Source organism: Rhodococcus mengyinensis, from assembly GCF_048381435.1.
Lineage (GTDB): Bacteria > Actinomycetota > Actinomycetes > Mycobacteriales > Mycobacteriaceae > Rhodococcus_F > Rhodococcus_F opacus_D.
The window spans coordinates 18,734-34,934 of sequence record NZ_JBLWIT010000055.1; the positions used below are offsets into that span (position 1 = coordinate 18,734).

At 65.7% G+C, this 16,201-nt stretch carries 14 protein-coding genes; 9 read left to right on the forward strand and 5 right to left on the reverse strand.

Annotation, left to right across the window (positions count from 1 at the left end):
* Positions 1–168: 168 nt before the first annotated feature.
* The 5 genes from ACNJ7E_RS10910 to ACNJ7E_RS10930 all read right to left on the reverse strand — a co-directional run bounded on the left by ACNJ7E_RS10910 (position 169) and on the right by ACNJ7E_RS10930 (position 6,285).
* Entirely contained in the window at positions 169–1,536 is a 1,368-nt protein-coding gene (locus ACNJ7E_RS10910) for an MFS transporter (RefSeq protein WP_418339834.1), read from the reverse strand.
* Positions 1,537–1,705: 169 nt separating this feature from the next.
* The gene (locus ACNJ7E_RS10915) at positions 1,706–2,809 is read right to left on the reverse strand and encodes a mandelate racemase/muconate lactonizing enzyme family protein (RefSeq protein WP_265146718.1); all 1,104 of its coding nucleotides are present in this window, start codon (positions 2,807–2,809) and stop codon (positions 1,706–1,708) included.
* Between the two features lie 115 nt (positions 2,810–2,924).
* Positions 2,925–3,827 carry an NAD(P)-dependent oxidoreductase gene (locus ACNJ7E_RS10920; RefSeq protein WP_418339835.1) on the reverse strand — a complete coding sequence of 301 codons (903 nt, stop codon included), beginning with the start codon at positions 3,825–3,827 and terminating at the stop codon, positions 2,925–2,927.
* The gene (locus ACNJ7E_RS10925) at positions 3,824–5,257 is read right to left on the reverse strand and encodes an Nramp family divalent metal transporter (RefSeq protein WP_265146716.1); all 1,434 of its coding nucleotides are present in this window, start codon (positions 5,255–5,257) and stop codon (positions 3,824–3,826) included. Before ACNJ7E_RS10925 ends, ACNJ7E_RS10920 begins: the two co-directional genes overlap by 4 nt.
* Before the next feature lie 101 nt (positions 5,258–5,358).
* The gene (locus ACNJ7E_RS10930) at positions 5,359–6,285 is read right to left on the reverse strand and encodes a LysR substrate-binding domain-containing protein (RefSeq protein WP_317570345.1); all 927 of its coding nucleotides are present in this window, start codon (positions 6,283–6,285) and stop codon (positions 5,359–5,361) included.
* A gap of 219 nt (positions 6,286–6,504) precedes the next feature.
* Here ACNJ7E_RS10930 and ACNJ7E_RS10935 point away from each other — a divergent pair, with 219 nt between their 5' ends.
* The 9 genes from ACNJ7E_RS10935 (at position 6,505) to ACNJ7E_RS10975 (ending at position 16,184) form a co-directional block, all read left to right on the forward strand.
* The gene (locus ACNJ7E_RS10935) at positions 6,505–6,963 is read left to right on the forward strand and encodes a VOC family protein (protein ID WP_009476387.1); all 459 of its coding nucleotides are present in this window, start codon (positions 6,505–6,507) and stop codon (positions 6,961–6,963) included.
* A gap of 77 nt (positions 6,964–7,040) precedes the next feature.
* On the forward strand, positions 7,041–8,105 hold the full coding sequence (locus ACNJ7E_RS10940; RefSeq protein WP_418339837.1) for a cyclase family protein: 1,065 nt from the start codon (positions 7,041–7,043) through the stop codon (positions 8,103–8,105).
* A complete protein-coding gene (locus tag ACNJ7E_RS10945; protein WP_317570348.1) occupies positions 8,102–8,821 on the forward strand; it encodes an SDR family oxidoreductase in 720 nt (239 codons plus the stop codon). Before ACNJ7E_RS10940 ends, ACNJ7E_RS10945 begins: the two co-directional genes overlap by 4 nt.
* Before the next feature lie 40 nt (positions 8,822–8,861).
* On the forward strand, positions 8,862–9,905 hold the full coding sequence (locus ACNJ7E_RS10950; RefSeq protein ID WP_418339838.1) for a zinc-dependent alcohol dehydrogenase: 1,044 nt from the start codon (positions 8,862–8,864) through the stop codon (positions 9,903–9,905).
* Positions 9,906–10,160: 255 nt separating this feature from the next.
* Positions 10,161–11,795, forward strand: a complete 1,635-nt coding sequence (locus ACNJ7E_RS10955) for a flavin-containing monooxygenase (protein WP_418339840.1) — start codon at positions 10,161–10,163, stop codon at positions 11,793–11,795.
* A 44-nt stretch (positions 11,796–11,839) separates the two neighbouring features.
* Positions 11,840–13,210 carry an NAD-dependent succinate-semialdehyde dehydrogenase gene (locus ACNJ7E_RS10960; RefSeq protein WP_418339841.1) on the forward strand — a complete coding sequence of 457 codons (1,371 nt, stop codon included), beginning with the start codon at positions 11,840–11,842 and terminating at the stop codon, positions 13,208–13,210.
* Positions 13,211–13,246: 36 nt separating this feature from the next.
* Positions 13,247–14,296, forward strand: coding sequence for a 2,3-butanediol dehydrogenase (locus ACNJ7E_RS10965; RefSeq protein ID WP_418339842.1), 1,050 nt, complete (start codon positions 13,247–13,249; stop codon positions 14,294–14,296).
* Positions 14,297–14,327: 31 nt separating this feature from the next.
* The gene (locus ACNJ7E_RS10970) at positions 14,328–15,101 is read left to right on the forward strand and encodes an SDR family oxidoreductase (RefSeq protein ID WP_317762953.1); all 774 of its coding nucleotides are present in this window, start codon (positions 14,328–14,330) and stop codon (positions 15,099–15,101) included.
* A gap of 54 nt (positions 15,102–15,155) precedes the next feature.
* Positions 15,156–16,184, forward strand: coding sequence for an LLM class flavin-dependent oxidoreductase (locus ACNJ7E_RS10975; protein WP_009476379.1), 1,029 nt, complete (start codon positions 15,156–15,158; stop codon positions 16,182–16,184).
* Positions 16,185–16,201: the final 17 nt, after the last annotated feature.

Below are 16,201 nucleotides of genomic sequence, written 5' to 3' on the forward strand. Positions count from 1 at the left end.
CCAGCGCCAGCGGCGACCAGTATCTCGCCGAAAGATGAGGCTCCGTGCGATTTCGGTGGCTTAGTGCGTAGTTCATTGTTCATCGTTGCGGACAGGGTTCGCGCCGTGGCTTTCACCCCCGGAGCGGAACTCGGTGGTCGAGGGTATGCCACGGCCACCGAGTGCGTTTCAACTCTTCGTGGGCACGGCTACCGGTTCCGCGTCTTCGATGATGTGCACGTGCAGCAGGCCTCCGGTGATCTTGTCGGTCCAGCGGCTCATGGTGAAGGCGAGGATCGCTGCGGCGACGAAGAAGCCCGCCATGATGAGGAGTCCGGTTGACGTGGAGCCGGTGGTGTCCTTCAGTAAACCGAAGAAATAGGGGCCGACCAGGCCGCTGAGGCTGGCGAGGCCGTTGATCATTGCGAGCGCGACGGCGGCGAGTCCACCGGTGAACAGCTGGGCGGGCATCGAATTGAATGTCGGGAGTGAGCCGAAGAAGCCGGCCGCCGCCAGGCTGATGCCGACCAGCGCGAGGTAGGGATTGCCGCTCAGCGCGGCAACGGCCAATCCCAGGGCACCTGCGAGTTGCAGGATGGTCATGTGCCAGGTTCGTTCACCGGTTCGCGACACGTTCTTCGAGACGAAGATCATGACGACCGCAGCGAACAGCCACGGAATTGCCGAGACGAATCCGGCACCGGCAGCGCCTAGGTCGAACTGGTCTCGGACGATGGTGGGAAGGAAGTACGCGATCGTCCAGTACCCGATCGTCATACAGAAGTACAGCACAGTGAACACCCACGCTGCGGGCCGCCGCAGTACTGCCCACAGCTGCGAGATCTCGTGACCGGCGCTGTCAGGACTCTGAGCGGCTGCTTTCGCGAGGTATTCCTTTTCCGACGCGTCGAGCCACTTGGCATTCGAGGGGCCGTCGGGAAGGCGGAAGAAGATGTAGATTCCGAGCACGATCGCCGGTATGCCTTCGAGCAGGAAAGCCCAGCGCCACCCCGCCACGCCGAACAATCCGTCCAGTGACAGCAGTGCCGAGGTCAGCACCGACCCGACGGCAAGTGCGATGGGAACGGCCAGATTCAGCATGGAGTACGTCCGCGGAAGCATGCGCGGTGTGCACCAGAAGGCGAGGAACAGCAGTGCGCCCGGCGAGAATCCGGCTTCCGCGATGCCGAGCATGATGCGCACGATGTAGAGCGTCGTCTCGTTCTGGACGAGGCCCATGAACATCGTGGCGATGCCCCAGGTGACCATGATGCGGGCGAGCCACACACGCGCACCGAACTTGGACAGGGCCATGTTCGAGGGAATCTCGAAGAAGCAGTAGCCGATGTAGAACAGCCCGGCGGCGAGACCGAAGGTTGCCGCGGTGAGGCCGAGGTCTTTGGACATCGGTCCGGCCAGGACACCGATGTTCGCTCGATCGATGTACGAGATGAACATGCCGAGCATGATGATCGGGATGACTCGCAGGAGCATCTTCTTGTAGATGCGTGCTTCCATATCGATGTCCGGGTCGGCGGTGATGAGGGGATTGGTCATGGGATCGGCTTCCTCGAGGTCGCGGCGGCGCGGCGAAGGTGCCGGAACGGGTCGTCGCGAGGACTGCATGGCGTAAGGGGTATGCGGGCGGCAGGCACCGATGAGCAATTGCTGAAATCGCGGAAGGGTTTCCGGCCGCGTTCACCGCCTGTAGCGGGAACGGTTCGTTTCAGTTGTCGGTGCGGTAGTGCTCGAGCTTGGCCGGGTCGATCGCGATGCCCAGCCCCGGACCGGGCCGCACGCTCATCTTTCCGTCGGTGATGCGCAGGCGTTCGGTGAGCAGGTCGTCGCTCATGTCGAGGTAGTTCGACAGCTCGGCGGCGTGGTGTGCGGTCGTGCGTTGGGAGGCACCGAAGGCGAGCGAGCAGGCGGTTCCGATCTGGCCGTCGATCTGGTTGCCGATGACGACCTCCACCCCGAGGCCTTCGGCGAGGTGTGCGACGCGCAGCGAGTCCGAGAAGCCGGTGCGGGCGGTCTTGATGCTCACAGCCGTTGCCGCGCCGGCGAGGATCTCGCGGGTGACATCCGCTGGGGTGGGGACGCTTTCGTCCGCCACGAAGGGAATCGGGGACTGGCGCACCAGCCATCGGCGGCCGAGGACGTCGTCGGCGGGGCACAGTTCCTCGACCCGGGACAGACCGAGATCCTCCATCCGTCGCAGCGCGGTCGCGGCCTCGGACGCGGTCCAGCCGCGGTTGCCGTCGAGATAGAGTTCGGCTCCGTCGCCGACGGCCTCGCGGATCGCCCGGCACACGGCGATGTCGAGGTCGATCGGGCGCCGTCCGACCTTGATCTTGAACGAGGTGATTCCGTATTCGCCGGTGATGCGGAGGGCCTCGTCAGCCATGACTGCGGGGTCGGCGAATCCGAGCATGTGACTCACGTTCAGGTGATCGGTGTAGCCGCCGAGCAGCTCGTGCAGCGGCCGGTCCACGGTCTTGCCCCAGGCGTCCCACATGGCCATGTCGATGGCGGCCTTGGCGGTGGGATTGCCGACCGTGCGGTTCAGTTTCTCCCGCACCTGTTCACGTCCGAGCAGTGACATCCCCACGATGGCGGGGGCGAAGACGGTCTCGATCACCGCGACGATGGATGCCTGGGTTTCGCCGTAGGTGTAGGGCCGCGGGGGTGCCTCGGCGATACCGATGATGCCGTCTTCGGTGACGACCTCGACCAGGACGTGGTCCGCGACGTCGATGTGGCCACTGGCGAAGTGCAGCGGTTTGCGGTAGGGAATGGCGAACGGAATCGCCCGCACTCGAGTGATTTTCATGATTTTTGTCCTGTTTCGGGCATCGGGAGGCGGGCCCCGTCGTCGGGACGGGACCGGCAATCGTTTGGGAGCTGCTGTTCGGGCCTCGTCGCCCGGCTGGTCTTCGGTGCTGTCGTCAGGTGAGGTAAGTCCGGATGATCTGGCTGTCGTCGGCTTCGAGCAGGCCTAGCTCGGCCGCACGCTGATACTGCTGCCTGGCGGCTTCGAGCAGCGGGACATGGGCACCGTGCTCGGCGGCTTCCTCGTGGACGAGTCCGTTGTCCTTCGCGAGGATCGCCAGCCGGGTGAGTACGTCGGGGACGATGCCGAGTTCGGCCATGCGGGGTCCGCGCTCGTCGAAGAACCACGAGGCACCGGAGCCGCCGCTGATGATGCCGACGGTCTTGACCGGATCGAGGCCGAGGTGGGTGGCAAGGGCGATGGCTTCGGCGGCCGCGGCCAGATGGACCGAGCTGCAGAGCTGGTTGACGATCTTGGTCGCCTGACCGTCGCCGGGACGGTCGCTGACCAGCGCGACCTCGCCGAGCACGGCGAACAGGTCTCGCAGTGCCTCGACCGGCGCGGCTTCGCCGGCGGTCAGGAAGCGCAGCTTTCCCTTCTCGGCGCCCGGGACACCGCCCGTGACAGGCGCGTCGATGACCGCGGCGCCGGATTCGGTCAGCATCTGCGCTGCCTCCTTCGCGGCGCGCGGTCCGACGGTCGAGCAGATCACCCAGGTCTGGTGATCGACCTGCCGGTTCGCGGTTCCGGCCTTGACCGTGTCGAGGAGTTGCTGACCGGTGGCGACCAGCACCAGAACGATGTCGCTGACCGGGGTCGCGGCGATGTCGTCGAAGGACTGCATGCCGTCGGCTTCGGCTCGTGTGCGGGCTGCCGGATTCGGGTCGACCGCGGCGACGTCGTAGCCGCGGGAGACCAGGCGGTGGGCCATCGGTAGGCCGATGGCGCCTATTCCGACGAACGTGACTGTGGGGAGGTTGTTTTCGGTTGCATTCATGCTGTTGTCCGTTGCTCTCATGATTGGATCCAGGTGACGATGGTGTAGACGGTGAAGGCGGCGTAGGCGACGGAGGCGACGCCGAGCACGATTCGCCGGGGACGTGAGATGCCGATCCGGTGGTCGAGCGCTCCGTTGACTCGGATGATGAGCACGCAGTACACGACCATTACGAGCCCGTTGAGCAGGGCCGCGATCGCGATCAGCACCAGGGGTTGATCGAGGCCGAGTGCGAGGATTCCTGCGCCGAGCCCGACCATCACCCAGACGGCGGCCATGTAAGTCTTGGCCTCGGTCCAGGTGGTGTGGTCGCGCAGATAGGTGGTGGCGAGGATGTTCGAGGTGATGCGGGCGACGAGGTCGACTACCACCAGGTTGGCGAACACGAGCGAGACGGCGCCGATGGTCCAGAAGACGATCTTCAGCCATTCGCCGTATTGCTCGCCGAGTACGGTGCCCTCGAACTTGATGAATCCGAGGTCGGCGGGACCGGTGTAGCCGCCCACGCCGATGATCTTGTATGCCAACAGCGCGAACACGACGATGGAAACCAGTGTGACGAGGTAGAACGTCACGAACTGCTCGATGCGGACGGACTTCCACCACTGCTGCCACCGGGACATGCTGGTGTCGGTGATCTCGAACTGGTAGCCGGTCGCGGTGCCGGCCTCTTCCTCGCCGGTCACCGGGGAGACGACGCGCGGGGCGTGTATTCCCATGCCCCAGCCCTTGTCCCGTGCCCAATTGCTGACCGCGAGGTTCACGGCGCCGCCGCCGCCGGCGAAAACCAGTGCCGACATGAGCACCCCGACGGGTACCTCTTGGGGCAGTCGGCCGATGCCCTGGACGGTGGCGTGGGGGAGATCGGTCCACGGCTGCCACCCGATCAGGACGACGGCGAACGCGACGAACAGCAGCACCATGATGATCTTGAACATCTCGAGCTTCTCGACCGTTTTGTACACCACCGGCGAGAAGGTCAGGACAGCGCCGATCAGGACGAGACCGCCGATCGCGATCCATTGAACGTTGCCGCCACCCAAGGGAAAGGTGAGCATTTGCGCGGAACTGGTCATCCACGCCGGCCAGGCGAACGGGATGACCGTCATCGCGATGAACAGCGGGGCCCAACCCCGCCACAGCCGCAGGAATCCGGTCAGGATCGTTTCACCGGTCGCGAGGGTGTAGCGCGCGACCTCGGTGTTGATGAAGTACTGCAGGCCCAAGCCGATCGCGGCAGCCCACAAGAAGGTCAGACCGACCCGGCTCGTGATGAAGGGATGCAGCAGGTACTCGCCGGTGCCGATCCCGACCGCCGCGATGACGACACCCGGGCCGATGATCTTCCGCAATCGCGGCGCCTCGGGTAACTCCCGCGTCGGCATGACCGGCAAGGTGCCGCCGTCCATCGCGCCTGCCGACCCCGGGTACCTCGTTGCCCTGTCCGTCATTGGTTTCACCATGATCCAACTCCCTCGAACGGCGAAGCGTGACGCCCGCCACACGCAAGAAAGTTATCGGCTCATGATCTATCTTGTCCAAGACTCATTTCTCAATTGTTCATATCCGAACCGTATGAATCGAGGTCGGGTGTCGGCAGGGCGGCTTCACCGACCGCGAGCACGCGCTGCAAGGCGGGCGAGGTGTTGTCGGTTCGCCAGGCAAGAGCCGGGAAGAGGTGGGACGGCTCGGCGCCCTCGACCGGCTTGTACACAATCCCGACGCTCTGCGCCTGACAGACCGAGCTCAGCGTGATGGTCACGCCGGCGCCCGCCGCAACCAGGGCGAGCACCGTGCTCGAATCCGGCGCCACCTGGGTGATCTTCGGCCGGAACCCCGCCGACATGCACATCGAGTACATCGTCAACCGGAGCATCGATCCGCTGTCCTCGGGGAGGCTGACGAAGTCCTCGTCGATCAGGTCCTCGAGGCGCACGCTGTCGCGATCGGCGAGCCGGTGCCCTGTCGGCAACGCGCAGAGCACCTGCTCCACCTCGACGACCCGGTAGCTGAGTTCGGGACGCGCGACCGGTATCCGGACGAACGCGAGATCCAGATCGCCCGCGACGAGCAGGTCGAACGCCCGGTACACGTATGTCTGGGACTGCAGGACCAGGTCGATTCCGGGATGCGCTGCGCGGACTGCCCGGGTGAGCAGGGGCAGTACTCGCTGACTCGACGCACCGGCGAAGCCGATCCGGACCCGGCCTTCCTCGCCCGAGGCGATCGCGGTCGCCAACTCCCGCACCGACGCCGCCTGGTTCACCGCCCTCCGTGCGGGTCCGAGCAGCCGCTCCCCCGCGTCGGTCAACCGCACGTTGCGCGTCGTCCGCTGGAACAACTTGAGCCGGAACTCGTTTTCGAGCTGGGTGATGCGATTGCTCAGCGGCGGCTGCGCCATGTGCAAACGGGCCGCGGCCCGACCGAAATGCAGCTCTTCGGCCACCGCGATGAATGCTTCGAGGTCACGCAGGTCCATGAAATGCCACACTAATACTCTGACGATATTAGTTGCCACCGGATTCGTATTGGATTTGTTGGTTCCGGCGGGTAATCATGTGAAGAGCGCCACCTGGCGCGGCACCCGCCATGAGGGTCACATCCCCAGCGCGCTTCGAGCGCCGCGGCGAGACCGCCCAGGCCAGGGGACCAAGACCGCACGGGCCGTCGCGCACCGTGCACGAAGGAAGGAAACACGATGTATCTGCGCCTGCACCACGTGAACGTGACCTCGGACGATATGGGGGAGTTGGGCAAGTTCTACTCCGACGCCCTCGGACTCGGCGAGATCGCCAGCCCCCCGATGATTGCGACGTCTCGGTCGGCGGACAGCGGCGATTCGGGTGACGAGGAGTGGGCGACTCGCGCACGCTTCTACGATGCCGGCGACAAGGACGAACTTCAGCTGCATGCCACACGCCGCCAGCCGTATCTCGCTCTGACAGAGGGTCATACGGTGAATCCCCTCATCGGCGGACATGTCGCCTTCCGCACCGACGATATCCAAGCCGTGATGGAGCGCCTGCGCAACAACAACATTCCGTTCGACGACTGGGGCATCTGGTCAGTCGAGGGCTGGTACCAGATCTTCCTGACCGACCCGGCAGGAAACATGATCGAGATCCATCAGGTCATGGAGCCCGACGACGAGTCATGAGTCACCGTCCGACCGGCACGTGCTCGCTTCCGGACTAGGACACCGCAGGATCTGGACTGCAGCAGGAGAGGTAGAGGATGACACGCTGGCGGAACCGACCCGAAGGTTCGACCTGGGGGGACTTCGGCCCGGAGGATGTGCTCGGACGGCTGAACTTGCTCGGCCCCTCCCAGGTCCGCAAGGGTGTCGCCGAGGTCCGTGACGGCCTCGTGTTCAGCCTGTCCTTGCCACTCGACCTACCCGGCGGCACCGCACTCAACGCCAACCGGTTCCCGCCCGTCGTGCGACCCACACTGCGGGCGGGGGCGGTCAATTTCAACTGCGACATGGCGGTCGCCCATTCCGGGGCGACCGACGTGATGAGTGACGATCTCGTTGTCCTGCACACCCAGTACTCGACCCAATGGGATGCCTTCGGTCACGTCGGTGCACTGTTCGACGCGAACGGAGACGGTGCACCCGAGCGGGTCTATTACAACGGCTGGCGTGCCGGTGCCGACGTCGTGGGACCGGACGGAGCCCACGGGGCGGGGATCGGCAGCCTCGGTTGCCTCGACGGCGCCGAGGACGGCCGTGCGTCGACTTCGCACGCGGGCCCGGTCGACATCAGTCACATGGCGCGGCACGGCGTGCAGGGCCGCGCCGTCCTCGTCGACCTCGAGGCCCACTTCGGCGCGGACCGGATCGCCGTCGGGTACGAGGATCTCGCGCGAGTGCTCGCTGCCGACGACGTCGTCGTCGAACCCGGTGACCTGCTGGTGCTGCACACCGGCTTCGCTCGGCACGTGCTCGCGCAGCAGGGGACCCCCACTCCGGAGGCGCTCCGAGTGTGCGCGGTCCTCGACGGCTCCGACCCTGCTTTACACGACTGGATCCGCGACAGCGGAGTCGCCGCGATCGCCGCCGACAACTACGCGGTCGAGGCATTTCCCCCGACCACCGAACTCCGCGACGCCCCCGCTCTCCCACTGCACGAGCTATGCCTGTTCCGGCTCGGCGTGCACCTCGGTGAACTCTGGTGGCTCTCCGACCTCGCGAACCATCTCCGGGCGCAACACCGCTCCCGATTCTTGCTCACCGCTCCCCCACTTCGGCTACCCGGCGCAACCGGGTCGCCTCTGACCCCGATTGCGACGGTATGAACGTGTCTTCCTCTCCCGAACGTCTACTCGTGACCGGCGGTGCCTCCGGCATCGGCCGCGCCATCGCCGAGGAAGGCATGGCCCGAGGCTGGGACGTCGTCGTCATCGATCGCGACCCGTCCCCGATCGGCAAGAGTGTGCTCGCCGACCTCGCCGACACCGCGTCCACCGCTACGGCGCTCGAGGAGGTACTGGCCAACGGTCCCGTCACACGGCTGGTCAACAACGTCGGCGCCGTCTTCCCCGGACCGCTGCGCGAGCAGACCCTCGCGGAAATGGACGCGGCCTTCGCTCTCAATCTGCGCTGCGCCGTCCAGTGCACCCAGGCCCTGCTACCCGGTATGACCGACGCCGGCTTCGGGCGAATCGTGAACATGACGTCCCGGGCGGCACTGGGCAAGGAACTGCGCACCGCCTACGCCGCGTCGAAGGCCGGACTCATTGGCCTGACCCGGGTGTGGGCGCTCGAACTCGGGCCGCTCGGTATCACCGCGAACGCCATCGGCCCCGGGCCGATCGCGACGGAGTTGTTTACGAAGGCGAACGATCCCGAGCGCACCAAGCAAATCGTCGATTCCGTTCCCGTTCGGCGCATCGGACAACCGGACGATATCGCTCACACAGCAGGCTTCTTCCTCGACGACCGGGCCGGATTCGTCAACGGACAGATCCTCTACGTGTGCGGTGGTCTGACCGCAGGTATCGCCGCCGCCTGAACGAGCTCCTCGTTGATCGCCTCTTCCCTGGGAGATCGCCATGAAAGCCATCGTCAAAACCACCCCCACCGACGGTTTCGAGTACATCACCGACTACTCCGAGCGCCCCGTCGTAGACGGTGAGGTCCGCATTGCCGTCGCCGCCGCGTCACCGTGCGGCACCGACCGCGAACTCGTCCGCTACAGCGCCACCGCGAAAGCATTCGGTCTCGAGCTGCCGGTGGTCCTCGGCCACGAAGTCGCCGGAACCGTCATTGAGGTCGGACCGGGCGTCGAGACCCTCCGACTCGGCGACCGCGTCGCCCTCGAATCGCATATCGCGTGCCGGAACTGCTACCACTGCCGCATCGGTCAAGGACACAATTGCCTGAACATGGCGCTGCTCGGCCTGCACGTCGACGGTGGGTTCGCCGAGCGGCTGGTCGTCACCGAACACGCCTGCTATGCACTGCCCGACAACGTGCCCACTGAAACCGGTGCCCTGTTCGAGTCAGCCGGTGTTGCGGTGCATGCGATGCTGCGCAGCCAGGTCACCCTCGCCGGGCGCTCGGTGATCATCGCCGGCGCCGGACCGATCGGCTTGGCACTTGTTCAGCTCGCCCACCTGTCGGGGGCCAGGCGGATAGTCGCGATCGAGCCGAACGACTTTCGTCGCGGCATCGCCGAATCCTTCGGCGCTGTCGCCCTCGAGTCCGATCAAGCGGCCGTCGAATGGTGCCTGAACGACGCCGCCGACCGGCACGGGTTCGATGTGGGTTTCGATTGCACCGGCGCCCCCGGCGCACTCGACATCATTTTGCAGTCGTTGCGCCGCGAGGCCACCGCCGTGTGTATCGGAGTGCCCAGACAACCTTTCGCCCTCGACATCACCCGATATGTCATCAAACACGGCATCACCCTGAAAGGCAGCTTCGGCCGATCCCTCTGGGAGACCTGGGATGTCCTCGGCTCCCTGGTGTCACAGGGACGCCTCGATCTGAACTCGCTTGTCACTCACCGGATGGGGCTGTCCAAATTCCAGGAAGCCCTGGACCTACAAGGGAGCGACGCCGGCAAGGTCCTGCTCATACCGGGAATCGACTAGCCACGCACCGGAGACCACCCCCACTCACTCCTGCTCAACACCATCACCCACTTCGCTGGCCCGGGACGTCACCACGTCCCGGGCCAGCGGCGTTTTCGGGGAATTCGAGCGCACAGATCGAGTATCGGAGCAGGTCACAGCCCATGTTCGGCCGTTGTTTCAAATTGGAACAACTACGGCACCTGTGTCCCCTTCCATGATGGTCCCAAGCAAGTGGCGCACGCCACACCACGCGAGACCGAAGGAACATGTGCCATGGATGCAGCCGCTCACGATCAGATCCACGAGCTCGACGCCCTCGTCGTCGGAGCCGGATTCGGCGGGATCTACATGCTGTACAAGCTGCGCAACGAGTTGGGCCTCGACGCCGTCGCCATCGACAAGGCCGGCGGAGTCGGTGGAACCTGGTACTGGAACAAGTATCCCGGAGCGCTCTCGGACTCCGAGGGCTTCGTCTACCAGTACTCGTTCGACCGCGACCTCTACGAGCAGACCCCGTGGAAGACCAAGTTCGTGACCCAGCCCGAAATCCTCGAGTACCTCAACGGCGTCGTCGATCGCTACAGCCTGCGTGAGCATATCCAGCTCGAAACCGGCATGACCGACGCCGAATTCGACGAGCCCTCGGGCACCTGGACCGTGCGGACCGACCGCGGCGTCACGTACCGGTGCCGTTTCCTGGTCACCGGCCTCGGCCTGCTGTCCGCGACGAACATGCCCAGCTTCCCGGGCATCGAGACATTCGAGGGCCGCCTGGTGCACACCGGCGCGTGGCCCGAGGACCTGGACCTGACCGGCAAGCGGGTCGGTGTCATCGGCAACGGATCGACCGGCAACCAGGTGATCACCGCCAGCGCCCCCATCGCCGCGCATCTGACGTCGTTCCAGCGCACCCCGCAGTACAGCGTGCCCGCCGGAAACCGCGAGCTCACCCCGGAACAGATTCAGCATCACCGCGACAACTTCGACGCCATCTGGGAACAGGTCCACAACTCGAGCACCGCCATGGGTTTCGTGGAGAGCACCGTCGAGACCTTCAGCCTCGATGAAGCAGAGCGCGAAGCCGTCTACGAGAAGGCGTGGAACGAGGGCGGCGGGTTCCGGTTCATGTTCGAGACGTTCGGTGACATCGCCACCGACGAGGACGCGAACGAAGAGGCGGCAAAGTTCATCCGCCGCAAGATCGCCGAGGTCGTCAAGGACCCGGAGACCGCCCGCAAGCTCACGCCCACCGACCTGTACGCGCGGCGCCCGCTGTGCGACTCGGGATACTACGAAACCTTCAACCGCCCCAACGTCACACTGGTGAACGTCAAGGAGAACCCGATCGCGAAGGTCACCGAGAAGGGAATCGTCACTGAGGACGGCACCCTCCACGAACTCGATGTCCTCGTGTGCGCCACGGGGTTCGACGCCGTCGACGGAAACTACGTGCGCGTCGACATCCGCGGCCGCGGGGGTGAAACCCTGAAGGAACACTGGAGCGAGGGGCCGACGAGCTACCTCGGCATGACCACCGCAGGGTTCCCCAACATGTTCATGATCCTCGGCCCCAACGGTCCGTTCACGAACCTCCCCCCGTCGATCGAGACTCAGGTCGAATGGATCGGCGACGCCGTCCGCCACGTCTCGGCGACCGACGCGGGCTGGATCGACGTCAAGCCCGACACGGAAGCCGAATGGACGCAGACCTGCACGGACATCGCCAATCAGACCCTGTTCTCGAAGGCTGCCGGTTGGATCTTCGGCGCCAACATCCCGGGCAAGAAGCGCACGGTCCTGTTCTACCTGGGCGGACTCAAGGAATACCGCTCGACCCTCGCCGCCGAATCGTCGACCGGATACCCGAGTTACACCACCAATGACGACGTCCTCGAGCCGGCGATCTGACACACCCTGCGAAGCCGGATTCGATCTGCAACGAAGGACGAGGAATGACGAAGTACGCAACAGTCGACCCCACCACCGGCACCGTGGTGCGTGAGTTCGCCACGATGTCGGACGCCGACGCCGATCAGGCGCTCGTACGAGCCGCCGACGCCTACCGGCTGTGGCGCGAGGTCGATCTGGCCGACCGGGCGGCGGTGCTCGCGAAGGTCGCCGAGCTACACCGCCAGCACGCCACCGAGCTGGCCAAGCTGATGACTCTCGAAATGGGCAAGCCGATCGCACAGGCGGAGGCGGAAGTAGAACTGTCGGCCTCGATCTACGACTACTACGCCACCGCCGGGCCGGCCCTGCTCGCCGACGAAGAACTCGACATCGCCGGCACCGGGCGGGCACTGGTGCGTACCGCGCCGATCGGGCCACTACTGGGCGTCATGCCGTGGAACTTCCCCTACTACCAGGTCGCCCGATTCGTCGCTCCGAACCTGCTGCTGGGCAACACGATTCTGATCAAGCACGCCGGATCCTGCCCGCAGCAGGCCCTGCGAATCGCCGAAATCATCGACGCGGCCGGAGCACCTGCCGCGATCTACCAGAACGTATTCGCCACCACCGATCAGGTCGCGACGATGATCGCCGACCCTCACCTGCAGGGTGTGTCGCTGACCGGATCCGAACGCGCCGGCAGCGCAGTAGGCGCGCATGCCGGACGCCACCTCAAGAAGTGCGTGCTCGAGCTGGGCGGCTCCGACCCGTTGATCGTCCTGCCCGGCGCAGACGTGGACACGGCCGTCACCGCCGCGGTCGCCGGCCGGTTCTGGAACGCGGGCCAGGCATGCACGTCGTCGAAGCGGATGATCATCGAGGCCTCGGTCTGGGACCAGTTCGTCCCGGCGTTCGTCGAACAGGCGGCGCAATGGCGGGCCGGAGACCCGATGAGCGAGGACACCCGTCTCGGCCCGATGGCATCCGTCGCCGCCCGTGCCGATCTGGCCGCCCTGGTCGACGACGCGATCGCCAAGGGCGCCGCCGTCCACCTCGGCGGTGAGGTCCCGGACGGCCCCGGCGCCTACTACCCGGCCACGGTGCTCTCCGGTGTCACCCCGGCGATGCACGCGTTCCACGAAGAGTTGTTCGGCCCGGTCGCCGTGCTGCACAAAGTCGAGTCGGTGGACGCGGCCATCGAGTTGGCCAACGACTCACCGTACGGTCTCGGCAGCGCGGTGTTCACCCGCGACGAGAACGAAGCCGACTACGTCGCCAACCGGCTCGACGTCGGCATGGTCGGTGTCAACACCACCATCCGAAGCGCCCCGGACCTGCCGTTCGGTGGCGTGAAGAACTCCGGAATCGGACGGGAACTCGGCCGCTTCGGCCTCGACGAGTTCGCGAACAAGAAACTCGTCCGCATCGTCTGAGCGGCCGACCCCACCACTGCGACACCAGGAGTAGCCATGCGCGCTGCCGTCTACTACGGCAACAAGAAGCTCGAGATCGAAGACGTTCCCGAGCCGACACCCGGAGACGGGCAGGTCAAGGTGCGGGTCAGCCGCAACGGAATCTGCGGAACCGACCTCCACGAGTACTACGACGGGCCGATTTTCATCCCGCCATCCGACCCGCACCCGCTCACCGGCAAGGCCATGCCCCTCGTCATCGGGCACGAGTTCTCCGGTGTCGTCACCGACGTCGGCGGAGGTGTGACGGATGTGCACGAGGGCGACCACGTCGCCATCGAGCCGGTCTATCGCTGCGGTGAGTGCCGCCCCTGCAAGTCCGGTCGCTACAACCTGTGCACTTCGGTGGGTTTCCACGGCCTCATGGCGGACGGCGGCATGGCCGAGTACACCGTCGTCCCCCGCAACCAGGTGCACGCCCTTCCCGAAAGCATCCCGTTGGAGATGGGCGCCCTCGTCGAACCCATGGCCGTCGCGTACCACGCCGCCGTTCTCGGTGAGGTGGGCGACCAGAGTAGTGCGCTGATCTACGGCGCCGGCCCCATCGGCATCGGTCTCTGGTTCGCGCTGCGGGGGATGGGTTTGACCGAGATCGACGTGGTCGAGCCCTCACCGACCCGTCGCGCCTCGATCGAGGCGCTCGGCGCGCGGACACTCGACCCGACGAGCCAGGACGTGTCCGCACTCATCGCCGACCGCACCAACGGTGACGGTGTCGACGCCGCATTCGACGCCGCAGGGGTCGCCCCGGCGGTCACCTCGGCGCTCGAGTGCGTCGGCGAACGCCGACCCCTGATCAGCGTGGCGATCTACGACAAGCCACTGCCCACTCCGCTGATCAACCTCGTTCTGCGCGAGCGTCGCATCCAGGGAACGATCTGCTACACCGGCGACGACTACCGGGCCGTCATCGACCTCATGGCCCGGGGCCACTACGACACCACCGGATGGGTCGACACCGTGCCCCTCAGCGGTGTCATCGAGCAGGGGTTCGAGGCGCTCCGCGCCGGCCAGAAGATGAAGCTGCTCGTCGATCCCACACTCTGATCCCACCCACTTTCACTACAGGAGAATGACAATGACAGTTGCACATGTAACCGGTGCCGCACGCGGCATCGGGAAGGCCATCGCCCTGCGCCTCGCCCAGGACGGCCACGACGTCGCCGTTTCGGACCTGCCGTCGATGAAAGACGAGCTCGACGTCACCCGCAAGGGCATCGAAGCGCTCGGCAGACGATCGGTTGCCCTGACCGGCGATGTGTCGGATCATGATTCGGTCCGGCAGTTGGTCGTGGACACCGCCGAACAGCTCGGTTCCCTCGACGTCTTCGTCGCCAACGCGGGCATCGCGCAGACCAAAGCGCTCCTCGACGTCACCCCGGAGGAGTACGACCGGGTTCACGCCGTCAACGGCCGCGGCGTCTTCCTCTGCTACACCGAGGCGGCACGGCAGATGATCAAGCAGGGCACCGGCGGCAAGATCATCGGCGCGTCCTCGATCGCCGGCCACAAGGGCTTCCCCCTGCTGGGCGTCTACAGCTCGTCCAAGTTCGGTGTACGCGCCCTCACCCAGGCGGCCGCGCAGGAATGGGCCGAGCACGGCATCACCGTGAACGCCTACTGCCCCGGCATCGTCGACACCAACATGTGGGTGGAGGTCGACCGCGACCTCGGCGCCATCAACAATGTCGGCGAGGGTGAGTCCATGAAGGCCATGGCCGCTGGCATCACGCTCGGACGAGTGTCCCGGGGCGAGGACGTCGCAGGGTTCGTTTCCTACCTTGCCGGACCGGACTCGAACTACATGACCGGCCAGTCCGCCCTCATCGACGGCGGCATGCTCTTCGTCTGATTCGCTCGCCCACCCCTCACTTCGTCATCCCTCCCCACAGTTGTGGAGCCCCTCATGACCTCATCTCACGTCCCGACGTTCGGCCTCTGGTACGACTTCCGAAACCCGGCCCAGTGGCGGCAGCCACTCGGCAGTCTCTACCGCGAATCCATCGACCAGGTGGTCTGGGCGGAGCAACTCGGATTCACCTCCGCGTGGCTGAGCGAACATCACTTCGCCGACGACGACTACGCATCCTCCCCGCTGACGGTCGCCGCGACGATCGGCGCACGGACGTCGACGATGCGGATCGGCACCAACATCATCGTCGCGGGTCTGCACGAGCCGGTGCGCCTCGCCGAGGACGCCGCGGCGTTGTCGCTGCTGACCGGCAATCGGTTCGAGCTCGGCGTCGGACTGGGCTACCGCGCAATGGAATTCGCCGCCTTCGGGCGCACGGTCAAGCAACGCCCGAGCCTACTCGAAGATGCCATCGCCGTGATCCGACGCGCCTGGAGCGGCAGCGGAGAACCCTTCGACGGCAAGCGCTTCTCGCTGCCCGGAGTTCCGGTGACACCCCTGCCGGAAGTGTCGCCGCGACTGCTGATCGGAGGCCAGTCCGAGCCGGGTATCGATCGGGCCGCCCGACTCGGCGACGGCCTGATCACCCTGTCGAACGACCACTGCCAGGTCTACCTGGACGCCGTCGAACGCCATGGCGGAAGCACTGCCGATGCGCGGATCTACGCGAGCCAGTGGGCGATCGTCGCCGACGATCCTGAGCGAGTCTGGTCGCAGGTGGGCGAGCACGCCCGGTACCAGCTCAACAAATACATCGAGTGGGGATCGTTCGAGGGCCCGAATCAGCCGTCACAGTTCCCCGACACCCAGTCCATCCTCGACGCCGGCGCCTACCGGTTGATGGACGCCTCGATGGCGGTCGACGAACTGGTGTCGCTGGCCACCACCTATCCCCAGATCCGCGACTTCCACTACTGGGCGCAACTGCCCGGCGAGTCCATCGAATCCGGATCGGCGCGCATCCAGTACCTGGCCGACAAGGTCATCCCCGTGGTGACCGAGAAACTCAGCGCCCGAGCCTGACGTGACGAGAGGATGCA